Annotated in this window: 11 protein-coding genes and 1 tRNA gene; 7 read left to right on the forward strand and 5 right to left on the reverse strand. The window is 46.0% G+C overall.

From position 1 onward, the window contains the following. Positions 1–21 precede the first annotated feature (21 nt). Positions 22–240, forward strand: coding sequence for an excalibur calcium-binding domain-containing protein (locus QUB35_RS05335; protein WP_333140048.1), 219 nt, complete (start codon positions 22–24; stop codon positions 238–240). A gap of 122 nt (positions 241–362) precedes the next feature. Then, the gene (radC, locus tag QUB35_RS05340) at positions 363–1,094 is read left to right on the forward strand and encodes a RadC family protein (RefSeq protein WP_333140050.1); all 732 of its coding nucleotides are present in this window, start codon (positions 363–365) and stop codon (positions 1,092–1,094) included. A 32-nt stretch (positions 1,095–1,126) separates the two neighbouring features. On the opposite strand, the gene QUB35_RS05345 is transcribed toward radC, so the two are convergent. Beyond that, on the reverse strand, positions 1,127–1,255 hold the full coding sequence (locus tag QUB35_RS05345) for a hypothetical protein (RefSeq protein WP_333140052.1): 129 nt from the start codon (positions 1,253–1,255) through the stop codon (positions 1,127–1,129). 156 nt (positions 1,256–1,411) lie between these two features. On the opposite strand from QUB35_RS05345, the gene QUB35_RS05350 reads away from it, so the two are divergent. The 5 genes from QUB35_RS05350 to QUB35_RS05370 all read left to right on the forward strand — a co-directional run bounded on the left by QUB35_RS05350 (position 1,412) and on the right by QUB35_RS05370 (position 7,466). After that, positions 1,412–1,750 (forward strand): DUF1815 family protein, encoded by a 339-nt coding sequence (locus QUB35_RS05350; protein WP_015176985.1) that lies wholly within the window; start codon positions 1,412–1,414, stop codon positions 1,748–1,750. 848 nt (positions 1,751–2,598) lie between these two features. Next, positions 2,599–3,078 carry a DUF4079 domain-containing protein gene (locus QUB35_RS05355; RefSeq protein ID WP_333140054.1) on the forward strand — a complete coding sequence of 160 codons (480 nt, stop codon included), beginning with the start codon at positions 2,599–2,601 and terminating at the stop codon, positions 3,076–3,078. 133 nt (positions 3,079–3,211) lie between these two features. Beyond that, the gene (locus QUB35_RS05360) at positions 3,212–4,480 is read left to right on the forward strand and encodes a transposase (RefSeq protein ID WP_333140056.1); all 1,269 of its coding nucleotides are present in this window, start codon (positions 3,212–3,214) and stop codon (positions 4,478–4,480) included. 229 nt (positions 4,481–4,709) lie between these two features. Next, complete coding sequence (locus QUB35_RS05365) at positions 4,710–7,319, forward strand: ComEC/Rec2 family competence protein (RefSeq protein WP_333140058.1); 2,610 nt, start codon at positions 4,710–4,712, stop codon at positions 7,317–7,319. Positions 7,320–7,379: 60 nt separating this feature from the next. Continuing rightward, positions 7,380–7,466: transfer RNA gene (locus QUB35_RS05370), tRNA-Ser, on the forward strand. Positions 7,467–7,882: 416 nt separating this feature from the next. Here the strand turns inward: QUB35_RS05370 and QUB35_RS05375 are convergent. From QUB35_RS05375 to QUB35_RS05390, 4 genes are all read right to left on the reverse strand, one after another. Next, the gene (locus QUB35_RS05375) at positions 7,883–13,354 is read right to left on the reverse strand and encodes an AAA family ATPase (RefSeq protein WP_333140060.1); all 5,472 of its coding nucleotides are present in this window, start codon (positions 13,352–13,354) and stop codon (positions 7,883–7,885) included. Positions 13,355–13,973: 619 nt separating this feature from the next. After that, positions 13,974–15,464, reverse strand: coding sequence for an NAD(P)/FAD-dependent oxidoreductase (locus QUB35_RS05380; protein WP_333140062.1), 1,491 nt, complete (start codon positions 15,462–15,464; stop codon positions 13,974–13,976). 411 nt (positions 15,465–15,875) lie between these two features. Beyond that, complete coding sequence (locus tag QUB35_RS05385; protein WP_333140064.1) at positions 15,876–17,153, reverse strand: threonine-phosphate decarboxylase; 1,278 nt, start codon at positions 17,151–17,153, stop codon at positions 15,876–15,878. Between the two features lie 15 nt (positions 17,154–17,168). Then, a complete protein-coding gene (locus QUB35_RS05390; protein WP_278187376.1) occupies positions 17,169–17,477 on the reverse strand; it encodes an HU family DNA-binding protein in 309 nt (102 codons plus the stop codon). Positions 17,478–18,356: the final 879 nt, after the last annotated feature.

Genomic DNA, 18,356 nt, shown 5'->3' on the forward strand with positions numbered 1-18,356 from the left:
TCGGTAGCATTGGTCGATGAAGTGTTAAGAATCCTCTCGCCTTTAGGCAGGGGAGTATGTCAAGAGTCTTCTAAACCAAAGGTTAAAAGTGCCGATTTTCCGAGTTGCGTTAACTCGGATTGCAACTGTTCGGACTTTGCGACTCAAGCTGAAGCGCAGCGAGTTTTAGAGGCATATCCGGGCGATCCTTTTAAGCTCGATCGAGATCAAGACTCGATCGCTTGCGAAACGCTGGGTTAGATTTAATCTGCCAAAATCCTCGGTTAATGATGAAGGCTTTTTTCGGTGATTGTACGAATTGAAGAAGGCAAATCGATCGGCTAAAATTGTCTAATTGTTGAGCTTGCGGTGCGGGTGCAGCTATGACTTACAGCTTGAGAATTGTCGATTTGCCAACGAGTGAACGGCCACGGGAACGGTTGATGGCGGGTGGCCCGAAAAGTTTGGCGACTGCAGAATTGATTGCGATTCTCCTGGGTACTGGTCAGGGCCCCGGCAAACTTTCGGCCGTCGGGCTCGGACAGTATATTTTAAATCAGTTGAGTTTGCACCACCGCGATCCTCTGGCTGTGCTACGCACTATTAGCGTTCAGGAGTTGACGCAGATTCACGGGATTGGCCCTGCTAAGGCGACTTCGATTTTGGCTGCGGTGGAGTTGGGGAAGCGGGTGTTTCAGTCGCGGCCGCCGGAAATGGCTGTGGTTGACTCTCCCCAAGCGGCGGCGGATGCCCTGAGTCAGGATTTGATGTGGCAGTCTCAGGAACGTTTTGCTGTGGTGTTGCTGGATGTGAAAAATCGGCTGCTGGGTACTCAGGTAATTACGATCGGCACAGCAACGGAAACTTTGGCTCACCCACGGGATATTTTTCGCGAGGTGATCCGCCAGGGGGCGACGCGGGCGATTATCTCGCACAATCACCCATCGGGGATTGTGGAACCAAGCCCAGAGGATATTGCTTTGACGCGACAGTTGCTGGCGGGAGCGCAGTTTTTGTCGATTCCGCTACTGGATCACTTGATTTTGGGGAATGGCGATTTTCTGAGCTTGCGGCAGACGACGACGCTTTGGGAGGAGTATCCCCAGGGTGATTGAACTCTTCTACTTAACTAATTTCATTACTATCATTAGTTATTTGTATCTTTGGGCTCTGCGACGGCTGAATCAGCCCTGACAGCAGGCAAATTTTCCGGCTGGAGTTCCCCGCTAGAGCCTGTTTTGGCTGAATGTCGCTGCTGATACTGCGTTTCGAGCACAACTGGGTTAATGTAGTATAGGTAGGCTGAAGAGGTCGCTAATCCGATTTTTTTTGAGCATACTAAACGTATACTGAACCAGCACCTAAATACCCACTTATTAAGAAATTATTAAATGGGATGTAAAATACACGGTGTGGTGATAGGAGGAGAACTGTGTTTCTGAGACTTGCAGAACAACACCGTAAATTCGTTCAAGATTTGGTAATGAACCTCCAAGCTTTAGCGATCGTGCTAGAGCATCGGGGTTATCTGGCATCCTGCTACACTTGCGGGGGTCAGATGAACAGTGCCTCATTTATGGTCAGTTTGACGGACAACCATCTGATTCGATTTTTAGTGTCAGATTACGGTATCACTTGGACTGAGATGCGGGACGACCGCGAACTGATGAAACTAGAAGGTGCAGAAGCGATTAATCAGTTACAAGAACTGGCAAATCTCGTAAAGTATCAAATCCAACCTTCGGAAGCTACTTTAGCGACGGCGCAGTGAGTGTAGCGATTGCACGGTTCCGAGGAAGGCGACGCAAGAAAGTCACTGCTTGTCTGCTAAAACCGAATCCCCAGCTAGTTAGTTGAGAGGGTTCATTTAGGTGCACAGCGATGGCTGCTCAACAGCCAAGGGTGCTATCAGGGTGCCTTGAGACAGTTTAGCGATCAGTCGATCGAAGTGAGCCTGGGCAGACGGCATACTTTATGCCAGAAGTCTCAAACTTGGAACCTCTAGTTTTTTTCAGCAGTTGATTCTCCCTTGAGAACGATTAGCAAAATGTAGAAGTGTGACGGTTCGTCGGCTGCGATGTTAATTTCTCACTTGGCCATTCAAAAGTCAAGGAATTGAAATTAACTTTGAGCAGGCAGGTAAAATTTAACATCCAGAGTGAGGATGAGGCTGTGAAGATTGGGCAAAAGGCAGCCCACGGGGTGTGATGTGCGGGCGAATGGCGTTTATTTTTGCTCTTAGATTTAGCCTATCAGGCTAAGAATTAACTTGAAGCAGCATCACTGCTGTAAAACATCTCACAGCCGGCCCAAGCCGGCTAAGTTTTGCCTATATCCAGGCTTCGGCGCAATGTTTGACCATCATGTTAGATAGATTCTGGTTGCACTCCTCCGGAATTGTTGACTGTTGACTGTTGACTGTTGACTGTGAACCCAAAAACTGAAAATTGTGCTTCTATTTGGTTGCAGATTGAAGGAGACTTTACGCTCGACGATGAAGCAAGGATTTGATATTAAACAGCTCTTAGAAATCGCGATCGCACTTGCTACACTAATATTTTATAATATTTTAATGATTAGTCCGAAAATATTTATCGCCAAGTTTGGAGTCAGTATCAAATGGTAAATTTAAGCGAACTACTAGAACCCATCGCCAGTCAATTTCGCAGTCTAGGAATTCCCGAACCAATTACCCATTGGGGACACCCTGTAATGATGGGGATCGTGGTAGTGGCGATGGGCAGTTTTGTCGGGTATACGGGATGGCAGGGACGTTTGGCCACAGATAAAGATGTCGCACTCACAAGTCGCTCGGATCACCGCAAGCTTGCACCGTGGATGTTTCTGTTTCTAGCTTTGGGCTATACAGGCGGCTTGCTGTCGCTGGTGATGCAGCACCAGCCAGTCATGGAAAGCCCGCATTTTTGGACGGGTTCGGCAGTGCTGGTTTTGCTGGCTATTGGCAGCTTGATTTCGCTAACGGGTTTTGGGGGCAATAAGCTAGCACTGCGCGCGGTTCACGCTTATTTAGGCACGACGGCCCTTGCACTTATGGTGCTGCACGCGGCTTTCGGTTTAAAATTGGGGCTGTCTATTTAGAAGAAGACTTATTAGGCAGTGGTAGTATTGTAAAACTTCATTGAGTTTATAAGCAATTATAAACAATAATGGTATTCTATTGTTGTGAGTGTTGAACAAGGAATACGCATAGCCCAAAAAACGCAAGTCTCAAATGCAACTAACACAGAGGCACATCATTAAATCGACGGAACACCGTTTCGCCCAAATAGACGAACTAGCTTTCAAGTCCAAAAACCTCTACAATGCCGCCAATTACGTCATTCGTCAGAGCTTTATTTATGGATGGGGTTATGTCAGTTATAACGAAATGAACCGATTGATGAAGTCTCACGAAGCATATAAGGCTTTGCCTGCTAAAGTAAGTCAGCAAATCTTGATGGTGCTAGACAAGAATTGGAAATCGTTTTTTGAAGCCGTTAAAGCTTACAAAGCTGACTCTTCAAGATTCACGGGTAGCCCAAAATTGCCAAAGTACAAAGATAAGACTAAAGGGCGAAACCTTCTCGTCTACACGATTCAAGCAATTAGCAGCAAACAGTTGAAGAAAGGAATCATTAAACTTTCCGGCACTGAACTTTCAATTAAAACCAAACTCAATCCCAACCTGATTTGTCAAGTTAGACTGGTTCCGAAATGTGATGCCTATGTAATTGAGGTGATTTATGATGAAACGGAGTCCACCCTTGGCAATGCCAACTCTGTAGCTAGTATTGATTTGGGACTGGATAATTTAGTGGCGTTAACTTCAAATCAACCGGGATTTATCCCTTTGTTGATTAACGGGCGACCATTGAAATCGATCAACCAGTTCTACAACAAGCGGAAAGCACGATTGCAATCCCACTTAAAAGGGAACCGCAAAACGTCACCCCGGATTCAGCGCTTAACTCGTTGTCGCCATCAAAAAGTTGATAATTACTTGCATCATGCTAGTCGCGTGATTGTTGACCATTTGGTAGTGAACCAAATTGGAACGCTGGTCATCGGCAAAAATGCACAGTGGAAAACCGAAATTAACTTAGGTAAGCAAACCAACCAAAACTTTGTCAACATTCCTCACTCTCGATTAATTGAGATGTTGGAATACAAAGCTCGGCTGGCGGGAATCAAGGTAATTGTGCAGGAAGAATCCTATAGTTCACGGGCCAACTTTCTGGGTCTAGACCCAATTCCTGTTTACGGAACAACTGATAAAGAGCCTGTGTTTACTGGTAAGCGTATCAAGCGAGGTTTGTACAAAACATCGGTTGGTCGGTTAATTAATTCCGATGTGAATGCAGCGTACAATATCCTCAGAAAAGCAATCCCAAATGCCTTCAGCGATGGGATAGGGAGCTGCGTAGTTCAGCCGAGGCGGGTTAATCCGCTCAAAGTAAAAGTGAAGGGGGAGGGACTTGAAGCCTCCCATGCCTATAAATGACTATACTTTTACCAGCTATATGTAGGGTCGCAATGTGTACCCTACATACAGAGGTTATATGAAATCCTCTCTTCATCGGCATTATTCGTCTCTCTCTCTTCTCTTCCTCTGCGTTCTCTGCGTTCTCTGTGGTTAAATCATTCCGATATAACCGGAATTGATATTATGTGTTCTGGACTGAAACCAACTCTACTTTTGACAGTAAAAATTGCTAATTACTTGCTAATTAATGAATCAAGCAACGGGTGTCATCTTCTGTCTTGCCTACATTTTGGGATTGATTTCTACAGCGGTTTCTTGGGGTAGATACGCGATACTTGCTTTGGGAATAGCGGTAGCGATCGCCCTGCCGAAATTGTTGCGAAAATATACTAAAAATTCTGTCCAAGTTACTAAGAAAAGACGCAGCAGACAAAAAGAAAATGCTCTTGAAGCACCCTTAGATGCGAGGGAAGAGTTGAGTTTGTTGGAGATGCTGCCGCGAGGGAAATGGGTGTGGGCAGTTGCGGGTTTGGTGGCATTTCTAGCTAGCGTTTATTTTGCAGTTCGATCGCCCCAACCAGCAATAGATGACATCAGCAAACTGATTCCGGCGGTTGGAAACACTCAAGAAGTGGCGGTGACAGTTCGCGGTAGAGTTGCCAGTACGCCTCGATTGACTCGATCGGGTCGATCGCAATTTTGGCTAGAAACAGATTTAGTTAGCGAAATCAACGGCGGCGAGGGAGGAGTAGTTGTCAACCGCCCAGTATCCGGCAAACTCTACGTTACAGTGCCCCTGCTGCAAGCAACTGGCTTGTACGCCGACAATACGATCGCAGTTGTGGGTTCCTTGTACAAACCGCAGCCGCCGTCGAATCCGGGGGCTTTTGATTTTCAAAAATATTTAGCCAGAGAAGGGGCTTTTGTCGGACTCAAAGGCCGTCAAATTGACTGGAGGAGAGAAAATGCGATCGCGGATGTAAATCGAGTTAACAGCCAAGCGGCTGCTTTCTGGGAGTCAAGCGGGATGCAGCCATCGAAAATTCAAGCGATGCGGCAGCGGATCGTGCGATCGCAACTATCGCAGTTAAATGTTCCAGAAGGGCCCTTGATCAGTGCGATCGCCCTCGGCAAACAAGCAGTAGATTTACCTTACAACATCCGCGACTCTTTTGTGCAGGCTGGAGTGGCCCACGCGATCGCAGCTTCCGGCACTCAAGTTTCGATGGTTTTGGCTTTAGTTCTAGCTTTAACCAGGCGTTTTTCCAAACAATTACAATTTAGCTTTGGCGTCGGTGCTTTATTTTTCCTCGTGGGATTAACCGGCTTTGAAGCTTCAGTATGCCGCGCCGCTTTAATGGGATTGGGAACACTATTTGCTTTGGTGCTGAACCGCCAAGTTAAGCCGCTGGGATTGCTGTTAATTGCTGCTACTATTTTACTGCTGGTTAACCCTTTGTGGATTTGGGATTTAGGTTTCCAACTGAGTTTTTTGGCAACTTTGGGGTTAATCGTGACAACGCCGCCGCTGATGGCAAAGTTGGAATGGATGCCGCCCGCGATCGCTTCGATTGTTGTGGTTCCGATTGCAGCTTCAATTTGGGTCCTGCCGCTGCTACTTTACGTTTTTAGTGTGGTATCACCTTACAGCATTTTAGTCAATATTATTGCGGCTCCTTTGCTGTGGATTTTGAGTATTGGGGGGATGGTTAGCGCTTTAGCTGGATTGATTTTTCCGCCCGCTGGCAGTATTTTAGCGCAACTGCTGGACTATCCGGCAAAGGGGTTAATTGCGATCGCCCAATATTTCTCGCAATTACCCGGTAATTCGGTAGCTGTCGGTCAAGTATCGGTGTTTCAGCTAATCGCGCTTTACAGTTTAATTTGCTGGGTTTGGATCGGGGGAAGTTCGGCAACGGATTCTGTAACGGATGTAACGGATAGAAGGAGGAAGGAAGAAAAAAGACGGAAGCCGGAAGCAGTCAGAGGAAAAAACCAGGAAAAGGGGAAAGGGAAGAAGGCGAAAAGCAGAGTTATTGCACTGCCGATTTTTTCTGCGGCTTGGATTTTACCGCTGGCGCTGGTGGCGGGAATAAGTATCATAGTTTTGCCAGCTTGGCACGTTCAATCATCTTTATTTCAAGTTACTTTGCTGGCGACATCTGGTGAGCCTGTTTTAGTAATTCAAGATAGGGGAAAAGTGGCGCTAATTAATAGCGGTGATGAAAATACCGTAAGGTTTACAGTGTTGCCTTTTTTGCAGAAGCAAGGAGTTAATTCTGTGAATTTTGCGATCGCCACTCACGGTCATTTAGGTTTGAGCAGTGGTTGGGGAAAATTACTAGAACGCTTGCCAATTAAAACATTTTATGATAATAATGCTCCCAAACAAATTCACCGTGGCAACAATCAGGAATTTATAACGGCTGTGCAATCTCGCCAAGGCGTTTACATTCCTTTAGAAACTAGCAGTACAGTTGATCTGGGTTCGACGCGGTTGCAGTTCGTGAATGCGGAGATTCCGGTGGTAGAATTCCTGGTGGGAAATCGAACTTGGTTGCTCGTCGGTGAAATGACACCGGAAGCGCAAAAAAAATTGGCAGCAACGGGAACCTTGAAGCCGGCTCAAGTGCTGTGGTGGTCAGGAAAAGCCCTGACGGCCGAGTTATTGGGCGCGGTTGGGCCACAAGTGGCGATCGCCTCTGCTGACGAAATCGACCCAGAAACCGCAGCCCAACTGCGCCAAACCAAAACCCAGATATTCTGGACAGGGCGCGACGGAGCCCTCCAGTGGACTCCTGCAGGGGGATTTAAGACCACTTTGGAATCTGAAGAAAATCAAACTTCTTTTTTATAAAGATTTACAATCTGGCGCACTGTGCGGTAAAATACTTTTAGCTCACATCTCAAATCAATTGGAGAGGTGGCAGAGCGGTTGAATGCGGTAGACTCGAAATCTACTTTAGGGGTGACTCTAACGTGGGTTCAAATCCCACCCTCTCCGTACATCTCAGCGTCAAGCGTCAAGCGCGCACCTTATTAACCTAGGGTGCGCGCACCTTATCATATTATGAAATTCAACTCCCCAATCTCAGTAGCATGATAGCTGCTTTCATTTCGGTAAGGTAGAGGCTGAAAAACTCAAGGGAACTCTTAACTCAAAACCGGGCACAAAAAAAGCGAAGAGAGTTGGTAAAGCGGGCGGTTGCAAACCGCTGTCTCAATCACCAATAAGGTGCGGGCGGAGGATGGGGGAATTAGTCGAGATTCTTTGTTTCCCTAGTCCATAGTCGCTAGTTCCGAGCACGAAAACCCCTAGGCTGTTGCTCGTTCCCCGTGTCCCGTTTCCTGTTTCTGCTAATAACGGAACTGGTAATTGCGACGCGGCACTAATTGCGTTACAGCCCTATTACGAAATGCTCACGCCGGAATAGAAATCACAAACTCCGAACCCTGGCCCAAAGAAGAATTCACGAGTAACGTACCTCCATGTTTTTCCACAACAATTTGGTGGGCTATAGACAATCCTAATCCAGTTCCTTGACCCACCGACTTGGTAGTGAATAAGTGGTTAAAGATGTTTTCCTTGACTTCGCCTGACATCCCCACTCCATTATCCTTAATGCGAATCAAAACCTGATTTTGGTCTTCGCTCAGAGCAGTTTGAACCGTGATTTGATTAGGTAGGGCTTTAATTTCCTTAAAACTGCGCTCCTTATTTGACTCCTCCAGAGCGTCAATGGCATTAGCCAGTACGTTCATAAATACCTGGTTTAACTGGCCGGGAAAGCATTTCACTAGGGGCAAGTTACCATACTCTTTCACAACTTCAATGGCAGGGCGGAACTCGCTGGCTTTTAAACGGTGCTTGAGAATTAGCAGAGTGCTTTCGAGTCCATCGTGAATATTGAAAGAAACTGGTCGATCGCTATCAGCCCTCGAAAACGTTCTCAAACTTATACTGATATTGCGGATGCGATCGACTCCTTCCTTCATCGAGCCAATCAATTTAGGCAAATCTTCTCGCAAATACTCCAAGTCCATATCTTCAATTTCTGTTTCAATTTCCCCTCCCGGATTGGGAAATTTTTCTTGATACAAATCAATCAAATTGAATAAATCCCCCACGTATTCTTGAGCCGGTTGCAAGTTTCCCGCGATAAAGCCTACGGGATTGTTAATTTCGTGGGCTACACCGGCGACTAAATTTCCCAAAGCAGACATCTTCTCACCCTGCACCAATTGCAGTTGCATCTGTTTGAGATCGTGGATAGACTGCTCTAGTTTTTGGGCATATTCCTGGGATTGTTGATACAGTCGGGCGTTTTGTAAGGAAATTGCTGCTTGGGAGCACAGGATGTTGAGGATGGCGACGCGATCGCCCGTGAATACCCCTGTGGCTAAATTATTTTCCAAATACAAAATCCCCATCATTTTCCCTCGCTCGCTGATCGGAGTGCAAAGCACGCTCTGAGGTTGCTGTTGGACTATGTAGGGGTCAGATGCAAATCTTGGTTGATTGCTAGCATCATCAAAAATAAGGGTTTCTTTTGTACGTTTGACGTAGTTGATTAGGGTGAGAGGAATTACTTCGCTCTCCTCAACCGGAATAGATTGCAGAAGGCAGTCTTGACGGTTTGTGCAGTGGACGTTTATCCTCCAGTTTCCCTCTTCATTCAAAATTAATGCTCCGGTTTGTGCTCCGGCATTCTTCACCACCACTTGCATGAGCGTAGTGAGCAATTGATCGAGTTTAATTTCGCTAGATAGAGCTTGAGAAGCTTTGATAACGGTCGGCAAATCTACTAAGCCCCAACTGCTGGTGCTACCGATAATTGTTCTATTCGTGTTAGATAGGGATGATTCACTATGGGTCGATGTGTGAATTGTTTCGCTCGGATTCTGGCGAGTTCGCTCCTGTTGCAGGATCACAGCAAGCAATTGGGGGTAGCGCTGTTCTAGATGGTCAATCTTTGCTTTTGCTCCCCAACGAGCGTAAGCATAGTAAGCATCAATTAAATATGGTTTTGCCAGTTTTTCTTTGCCCCATTCTAAGTAGAATTTGGCAGCGAGTTCGTGAGCAAGTGCTTCCTCGTTGAGGTATTCGTTTTCTTGGGCGAGGGCAATAGCCTTGTCGTACATCTCGACCGCTTCTATTTTTTGGTTTAAAACGCGATGCCGTTCTGCCTCTACTAGATAGAATTTATGCAGATGATTCATGGGGGCATGATTCGCCCACTTTTGCATTTTTTCTTGGTTAGCTTGTACTCTGTCAAGAATGCCCTGTTGTTCAGACTGGGGAGTGTCAGAATACACTGCCAACCGCACCAAAGAATCGTAGAAATGGAAGATGGCAACAGTTATCAGCCCTGAAGCTGCGCTCAAATAACTTTCTATTTGAGCGCTACTTTTAAAAGCTTCCGGGTAATTTTCAAACAGATAACAAAGCACAAGTTGATGCAAGTATAAGTAATGAATCCCTAGGTAGTTATTGGTTCCCTGATACAGTTGCAACATTGTCTCTTCGTCGTAGGCTTCTCCCTTTAAATGGCATGGGTCTGGCGATCTTCCTATCAAGTTCAAAACGGCTTGCCAACAAATTTTCTGATAAGAAAGTGGGGCTTCTTGGTGAATTTTACTAACGGCATCTGCGTAGGTTGCTATTTCTGGTTCGAGTTGCGTTAGTTGCTTGCCAACAAAATACGAGTAATAACTGTAGTGAAAGATAGCATAACCAGCAAATTCTAACTCTCCGGTTTCCAGCCCACAAGTATAATCTGACAGCAAAGGTTTTAAACTATTTCTGAAGTGTTCTTTCCAAGGTTGAATACAAGAATGCACCATTGCGGATGTCTTGGCTTGGATTTCTTTGGCATTCAACTTTGACAATAGACGTAAAGCCAGTTGACCGAACTGATAGCCCCGCTCAATATCTCCCATGCCACAGAGAAGAAAACTATATATGACAAAAGCATAGGGAGACAAAGAAGCATTGCCATATTGGACAGATAAATTGACCTGTTTGCAAACTACCAAAGGCGCGAGTGGCGGCAGCGCTAGGTAGGCAGGAGTAAATAGGCTTGACAGAATCGTTATAGTTGCTATTTGTTGAGGATCTGTCATCAGAGGGAGATCAATTAAGTCCTCAGTTCCCTTTCCGCTCAAAATTGACGCGGTTTCTCCTAGTGCCTGTCCAATATCAGATAAATTTGGCTCGGAGGGAAACTCTACCCCCAACTGCTTTAAGACTGGCAACCCTGTATTCAGCGCTTCCTGTAGCTTATTTTGCGCCATATAAGCTTGAATTTGGACTTCATATAGCTTCACTTTGTCCCCTAGCGTTTTGGCGCCGTTTTCCACGACAGATGCTAATTTTTCCATCTGGTCAAAATCACCATTTAGATATGCCGCTGCTGCTGCTTCTGTATACAGCGCTAATGTTAGTTCGTATTGACTATGCCAACTATTTTCTGTCAGTAATTCCTGGCCAACCTTGAAATCTTCAACCGCAGCAGCATAAGCGGTAGCAGCTTTGGCTTTCTTTCCAGCAACCAGATTCAATCGTGCTAATTGTTCCCGTTCTGCCTCCTGGGTAATTAGCTCAACTCCCACATTTAAGTGATTGACAATATCAAAAATTCTTTCTTCTCGATCGGCTTCTGGCGTATTCTTTAATAAGAGTTGACCAATTTTTAAGTGAGTAGAACGCTTTTGGTCCTCAGGAATGAGGGAATAAGCTGCTTGTTGAACGCGATCGTGTAAAAAATTATATTTGGGTAATTGATCCTGGGTAATTAGTAATTGGTCAGATTTCTTGATATTACCGATTACCGATTCGCTATTTCCCTCTGGCTGATAAAACTTATAAACTTCGCTAATGGGTAAAATTAGCCCGTCTTGTAGTGCCTTCCATAAAGCCGATGCGGTTTCTGTTGGCGAATTTTCATCAACAATTGCTAACGTCGCCAAATCGAACTGATTGCCAATACAAGCAGCTAACTTTAAAATTTCCTGGGTCTGGGCTGGCAACTTTCGCAACTGAAGTGCCATAAATTCTACAACATCATCTGTTAGTGCCAAGGTTCGCACTCTAGCAATATCGCACTGCCAATACCGAGCGTCAAAATTAAATTCAATTAGCCCATCTTCATGCAAAGATTTGAGGAATTGGGTGCTGAAAAATGGATTGCCTTGGGTTTTCTGATAAACGAGTTCTGTCAAAGGCTGAGCCAACGCTGTAGAACAAGCTAGAGTATCGGCAACTAAACAATTTACGTCGGCTCGCTCAAGTGGTGCTAAGGTAATAGTATTCACCTTTGCTTCAGTTTTTTGAATTTCTGCTAACGTCAGCATCAATGGATGTGCGGGAAAAACTTCGTTATCCCGATAAGCTCCAATTAATAAGAGATAGCGGTTATCAACGTCGCTCATCAGCAGTTGAATTAATTTTAACGATGCTGAGTCTGCCCATTGCAAATCGTCCAAGAAAATCACTACAGGATGGTCTTTTGTTGTGAAGACTTGAATGAATTTTTCAAATAACAAATTGAAGCGATTTTGACCAGCACTTCCCGAAAGTTCGGGGACGGGCGCTTGCTGTCCGATAATACGTTCGAGTTCAGGAATGACTTCAACTATCACCTGAGCATTCTCGCCCAAAGCCGCCAAAATTTCCAACTTCCATTGTTCAAGTTTAGCATCGGTTTCCGATAGCAGTTGTCCCATTAAATCGCGAAAAGCTTGGACAAATACTGTAAAGGGAAGGGTGCGTTGAAATTGGTCGAATTTTCCTTTAATAAAGTAGCCTCGCTGTCTCACAATTGGTTTGTGAACTTCGTTAACGACAGCGGTTTTGCCAATGCCTGAGAAACCGGCAACGAGCATCATTTCGGTGCTTCCGGCACTGACGCGCTCGAAGGCCGATAGCAGGGAGAATACTTCGCTTTCTCTACCGTACAACTTTTCTGGGATGATGAAGCGATCGCACAAATCTCGCTGTCCTAATTTAAAGGATGCAATCTCTCCCTTTTCTCTCCACTGCTGCCAACAAGTTTCTAAGTCGTACTTGAGTCCTAGGGCGCTTTGATAGCGGTCTTCCGCATTCTTCGCCATCAGTTTACCAACTATCTCAGACAGTACCGGAGGAACTGCTGGGTGGAGTTCATGGACGGGAATAGGTTGCTTTGCCAGGTGGCAGTGTACCCAATCCATTGGATCGTCTGTTTGGAATGGTAACTTTCCTGTTAGTAATTCGTAGAATGTGACTCCCAGAGAGTAGAAATCTGTGCGGTAATCAATGCCTCGGTTCATTCGCCCAGTTTGTTCGGGAGATATGTAGGGTAAAGTGCCTTCTAGGACATTGGGATTTTGAATTTCTTGGGTTTCGCGCGGCAGCAGGGAAGCGATGCTCAAATCAATCAGCTTGACTTCTTTACTGGTGGGGTTAATGAGAATGTTGGCGGGCTTGAGGTCTTTATGGATGACGTGGTGGCGATGAAGTCCGTCAAGGGCGTTGGCAATTTGAATTGCCATAGGAAGAAACTCGTTAACTGGCAAGCCTTCTAGGGTTTCGTTGCTATCGGATGCTAGACTAGCAAGGTAGCTACATAAGGAAATTCCGCCAAAGTCTTCCATCACCAAAGCATAGCGGTTATGATAGCTCTCCAGGCTGTATGCCTTGACAGTGCCGGGGATATTTAAGTTTTTAGCAATGACGTATTGGTTGCGGAAGTGAACCAGTTCGTTGAAGCTGGGAAAGTCATTTCGCAGTAGTTTGATCGCGACGGGTTGCTGATCACAAGAGCGAATACCACGATAAACTAGAGTTCGATTGCCTGCGTATATTTCCTCGTTAATGTGATATCCTAGAAAAAAATTTGTGATGTTAGTCATATCTACGTATTCCTACTGCTTCTGTCAAGTCTGAAGCTTCTGAGAGTTACTATCTACTATTTTCGCTTGCTCTGCTTTAGTATTCAGTGAATTACATTTTTCTTAATATATTTGGGAGAGAGAGTTATGAAAGCAAGAGTTTAAAACAATACTTGAATTGTTTATGTAAGAGCTGTTGATACTGGAGTTAAGACTCAGTAGAAAATGAAGGAGGCTAATGCTCCTTGAACGACAGCAGTTGAAAGAAGAGGAATTTAAGAGGCTAATCAGGTACTTAAGAGTATTTTTAAAACCGATGCTTGTATGCGATCGCCTATTAAATCTAATGTCGAGTTTAGCTCAGAATTTAATCTCATCAGTACAATTCGGGCGACTCTGCATTTAAAGCAGGAAGCAGAGGAAATCTAGTTTGTGCGCTCGATGGCGGATCGGTAGGGAGTCATAGGCTCCAAGCCGAATTATTTGTCCTGATGCAACAACAAGCTGCCCCACTTTAATAAGTGAATCAGGCATTTAATGCCAAAATTCAGAAGCCAACTGTGGAATTAGCCCAAGTCAATTATATTTTGCCACTCACATACTTACCAATTACCAATTACCAATTACCCCTTTGATTGTTTCACTTCCAATACCTGCGCCAGTGAAACAAATTCTCCCATAAATTGCGCGAAAAAGTATTGCTACCCAAGCGCTGCGACTCCCAAAGAGCCGCAGTTTGACCGTTAATTGCCGAAAAACTCGACCAAATATAAGGAAGTTGGGCGATCGCCTCAACCTTCATCCCGTGACGCACAGCCAAAGCGATCGCGTGAATCAACTCAGCAGCTTGCGGCCCCACAATACTCGCTCCCAACATCTCACCATTGCGACGCCCGACAATCTTACAAAAACCAGTTGTATCCCCGGACATTTGAGCTCTTTCAACATTCTTGAAATATTCCCGACAAACAATGAGATCGTCTCCAAAACGGCGCCTTGCTTGCGCTTCAGTCAAGCCAACCCTCGCCAACTGCGGATCGGAAAAAATCGCCCAAGGAATCCCGCGATAATCTATTTGAAACAGCGGCAAAAACAAAGCATTTTTCACAGCAACCGCAGCTTCGTAATTAGCGATGTGAGGGAACGGATAACCCCCAGCAACATCGCCGATCGCATAAATGCGGCGATTAGTTGTTTGCAGCTTTTCATTTAAAATCACCCCGCGAGCGCTGTATTTAACCTTAGCCGCTTCGAGATTTAACGATGAAAAATTGTGCCCTCTACCGGCGGCTAGAAAAATCTCCTCAGCTTCGATCGCTCTTGGCCCAGCTTGAATCCACTTTTTACCCTCAATCACCCTAGCTTGAGTCACCTCAGTAGCAGTCAGAATCCGCACTCCTTCAGCTTCCATTCCAGCTTGCACCAAACCAGCAGCCTCCCGGTCTTCTTTAGCCAAAATGTGCGAACTTTTCACCACCAAAGTGACAGCAACCCCCAGGCGAGCAAAAGTCTGAGCCACTTCGACACCGCTGGGATCGGCACCGATTACAGCCAAACTTTTAGGCAACTGGGGAAGTTTTGCTAATTCCCCGACAGTTTCCGAAGTAAAAAATCCAGCAGACGAAAGTCCTTCAATATTGGGAATCGCCGGCAGAGTTGGACAAGCTAGCAAATAACAGAGCGATCGCAATTTCCGCCCACCTGCAACAAAAGCCAAATCCGGTTTCGCAACAAACTCGCCGCTGCCAAAAATAACATCGACCCCGCGAGCAGCCAAAACGCCGAGATCATCAATTTCTGACAAATTAGAAACAACACCGTCGGCCCACTTCAGAACCCCCTCAAACCCCAATTTGATCGGAATGGAGGAATTAGCGACTTCCCAGCGAAGCCCCAATTGCTGACGGCTGATCTGCTGGGCAAAACGAGCAGCCTCCCTCAAAGTTTGGCTGTATCTCAAACCAAGGTCGATCGACTCTTTTTCCCCAGTCGGCAAATCTTGGGAATTACTTAGCGGTTCCACCAAAGCAACGCGGGCCGGGAAATTAGTTGCAGTCAAAGCAGCATAACGTCCGGCCGGAGTTCCACCAATAATCACTAAATCATAGTCAAGCATAAATAAAGAAGTCAATCGATTTTAGATTTTAGATTTTAGATTTTAGATTAAAGAATTGAAGCATTGACCACGGATAAATTCGGGGGGCAACTTTCATCGGATACAGGTTTTTTATTTCTGGACGGATGAATCCGGGGGCTTGTATCCTGGATGCTTTCGGTCAGTAGTCAGTAGTCATTAGTCATTAGTTAGTAGTTTAGGACGATCGGCGCGCGGGGTCATAAACCCGGTTTCTTCCTAGATACTTCGCTGTAAAACCCAAGATTTATCATAGAAACCGGGTTTCTTGGGGATGTCCGCTCAAACGACCAATAAAATCAGTTTGTCAACTTTTATTGGTTGTTAACAGTCAACCGTCAACTGTCAACTGTCAACTGACAACCGTCAACTGTCAACCGTCAACTGTCAACTGTCAACTGACAACCGTCAACTGTCAACTGTCAACTGACTAATGACTTCTTTAAGTCCAGCAATCAGCCGCAGATTGTCCGCCTTGGAGCGCACAGCCACCCGAAAAAACCGATCGCCCAACTCAGGAAAACTCAAACAATCCCGAATCAAAATCCGGTGTCGTTCCAACAGACTTTTTTGAATAGAAGAAACCGACATCGACGACTCAACCAACAAGAAATTAGCCGCCCCGGCAAAAGGCTGCAAACCCGGCAAATTAGCCAAACCCTCAAATAGTTCTCGGCGAGCAACAGGCAGCCAATCCCAAGTTTGCCGCTCAAAAACAGTATCTCGCACCACAGCAGCAGCAGCAGCAGCAGCCAAAGCATTCACAGGCCAAGGATCGCGCAGTAACTGCCAGCGGCGGAGAATATCGGGATGGGCGATCGCACAGCCCAACCGCAGTCCCGGCAGAGAATAGAATTTAGTGAGCGATCGTAAAATCACCAAATTCGGAAACTCCTCAACAGCATCGATCAAAGTTTCCTGCTCAGAAGGCGGTAGAAAGTCCATAAAGGCCTCATCCACCACCACCATAGCTAACTGCTTCAAATAAGGCAAAATCGCCTCCCTACCAAACAGCAAACCCGTAGGATTGTGCGGGTTGTTCAGGAGCAAACCTCGTCTATCGGCATCGAGAGCAAGAGGAACCGGGAGACGCAAAGAAGGGGAGACAAGGGAACGGTTAGAAACCGACAAATCATCCGTTACTAACCGGCTTCCAGCCTCCGCGTCCAACGATTTCAGATCCAACTGAGATGTTGCAGCATTCTCAATTACTTGTTTAGGAACAGGCAAGATGCCTGTTCCACAAAATTCATCTCTTGTGGAATGGGCATCTTGCCCGTTCTTGACAATGGTGCAAGATTTAAGATCCAAAGGACATTTGAGAACCTGCGCCCCGAAAGCCGAAAGAGCCCGCCAGTAATCGCCAAAAGCCGGAGTCACCAAATAAGTCGCCTCCAGCTTCGACAAATCCCAAGCCGCCCAAGTCAACAATTCTGCCGAACCATTCCCCGGCAAAATCCAATCCCGGTCAACCTTCAAAGCCTCCCCCAAAGCAGTCCTGAGCTCCCCATAATCCGGGTCTGGGTAAGCCGTCAGACTGCTCAAGTGTGATTGAATCGCAGCCAGGGCCGACTCAGGAGGGCCCAAAGGACTGATACTCGCAGAAAAATCAAGAATAGCAGAGGCAGGGCAGCCTGCCAGTGCGGCTGCCCAAGCTAAATTCCCACCGTGTACAGGTCTAATCAAGACTCAGTTCGCCAGCTATTCCGCGTTTTTCGGCGGTGCAACTCTGTCCTTAAACAACTTCCCTGCGGAAAATGCAGGAACTCTGGTTGCCGGGATTTCCATCTTGTCGCCAGTTTTGGGATTGCGACCCTCGCGGGCCTTGCGTTCCCGCGACTCAAACGAGCCAAAACCGACCAGCGTCACCTTGTCGCCATCGGAGACAGCTTCCATGATTGCTTCGAGGGCGGCACTCAAAACAGCATCTGCCTGTTTTTTCGTCACGCTAGCCTTTTCCGCGACTGCATCAACCAATTCACCTTTGTTCATTGCGAACTCCTTCTGGATTTGCAAAATTACGTTAAACAGAGTTAGTTCAACTATTAGCTGTGAGTTATCAACTGGATTGAGGTGTGGATTGGGAGGTTTGGGTGGTTCCCGATTGCTCCCGTCCGCTTCCCCGAATCACAACTCCTGCTGAATACCAATTACCCTAGGATAATTGGTCAGAGAAGGAATTTTTGTTTCTAACTGCTGAAAACCCCACAGCATCTAATTTTCACTGCATTATTCTAAAGTCTTGCCGACCGTTATGGATCGGTGGAACCTTTAATTTATATGCAACTTGCTAATTTTTGTAATTAATCCCAAAATTTAGGTAAAAAAATACCACCTTCGAGAGAAGATTTCTCGCCTCGGTGGATTTGAAAGCATAAAAAAAGAAGAAATAGAAGGAATAAAATGTAATTTGTCAAGGGCTAAAGGAAAAGTTTTTTCCTTCTTCCTTCTTTCTTTCCCATCTTTCTTTCCCCGGTGGGCAGGGCTGTTTCATTCTCCCGAAACCCGCCAGGGGTTGAAACCCCTGGCTAATAGCGAAAGTCGTCTGAAGACGACTGAAAGAGTGATTGATAGTCCTTTTGCATGGGACTAATGAGTTCTTTAGTCCTCTTTGAGAGGACTTTCGCTTTGAGGCAGGGGTTTCAACCCCTGTCGGACTGTCGGACTGTCGGACTGTCGGACTGTCGGACTCAGGGGAAAAAGCGTGGAAAGTTGAGAGCAATGCCTTCTTCCACCGCCAGGGACTGAAGTCCCTGTCTCATAGCTGAAGTCGGTTAAAACCGACTCAAATACTAATTTTTAGTCCTCTTTTAGAGGACTTTCGCTTTGAGGCAGGGGTTTCAACCCCTGTCGGACTGTCGGACTGTCGGACTGTCGGACTGTCGGACT

Source organism: Microcoleus sp. B13-B6, assembly GCF_036705405.1.
Classification (GTDB): Bacteria; Cyanobacteriota; Cyanobacteriia; order Cyanobacteriales; family Microcoleaceae; genus Microcoleus.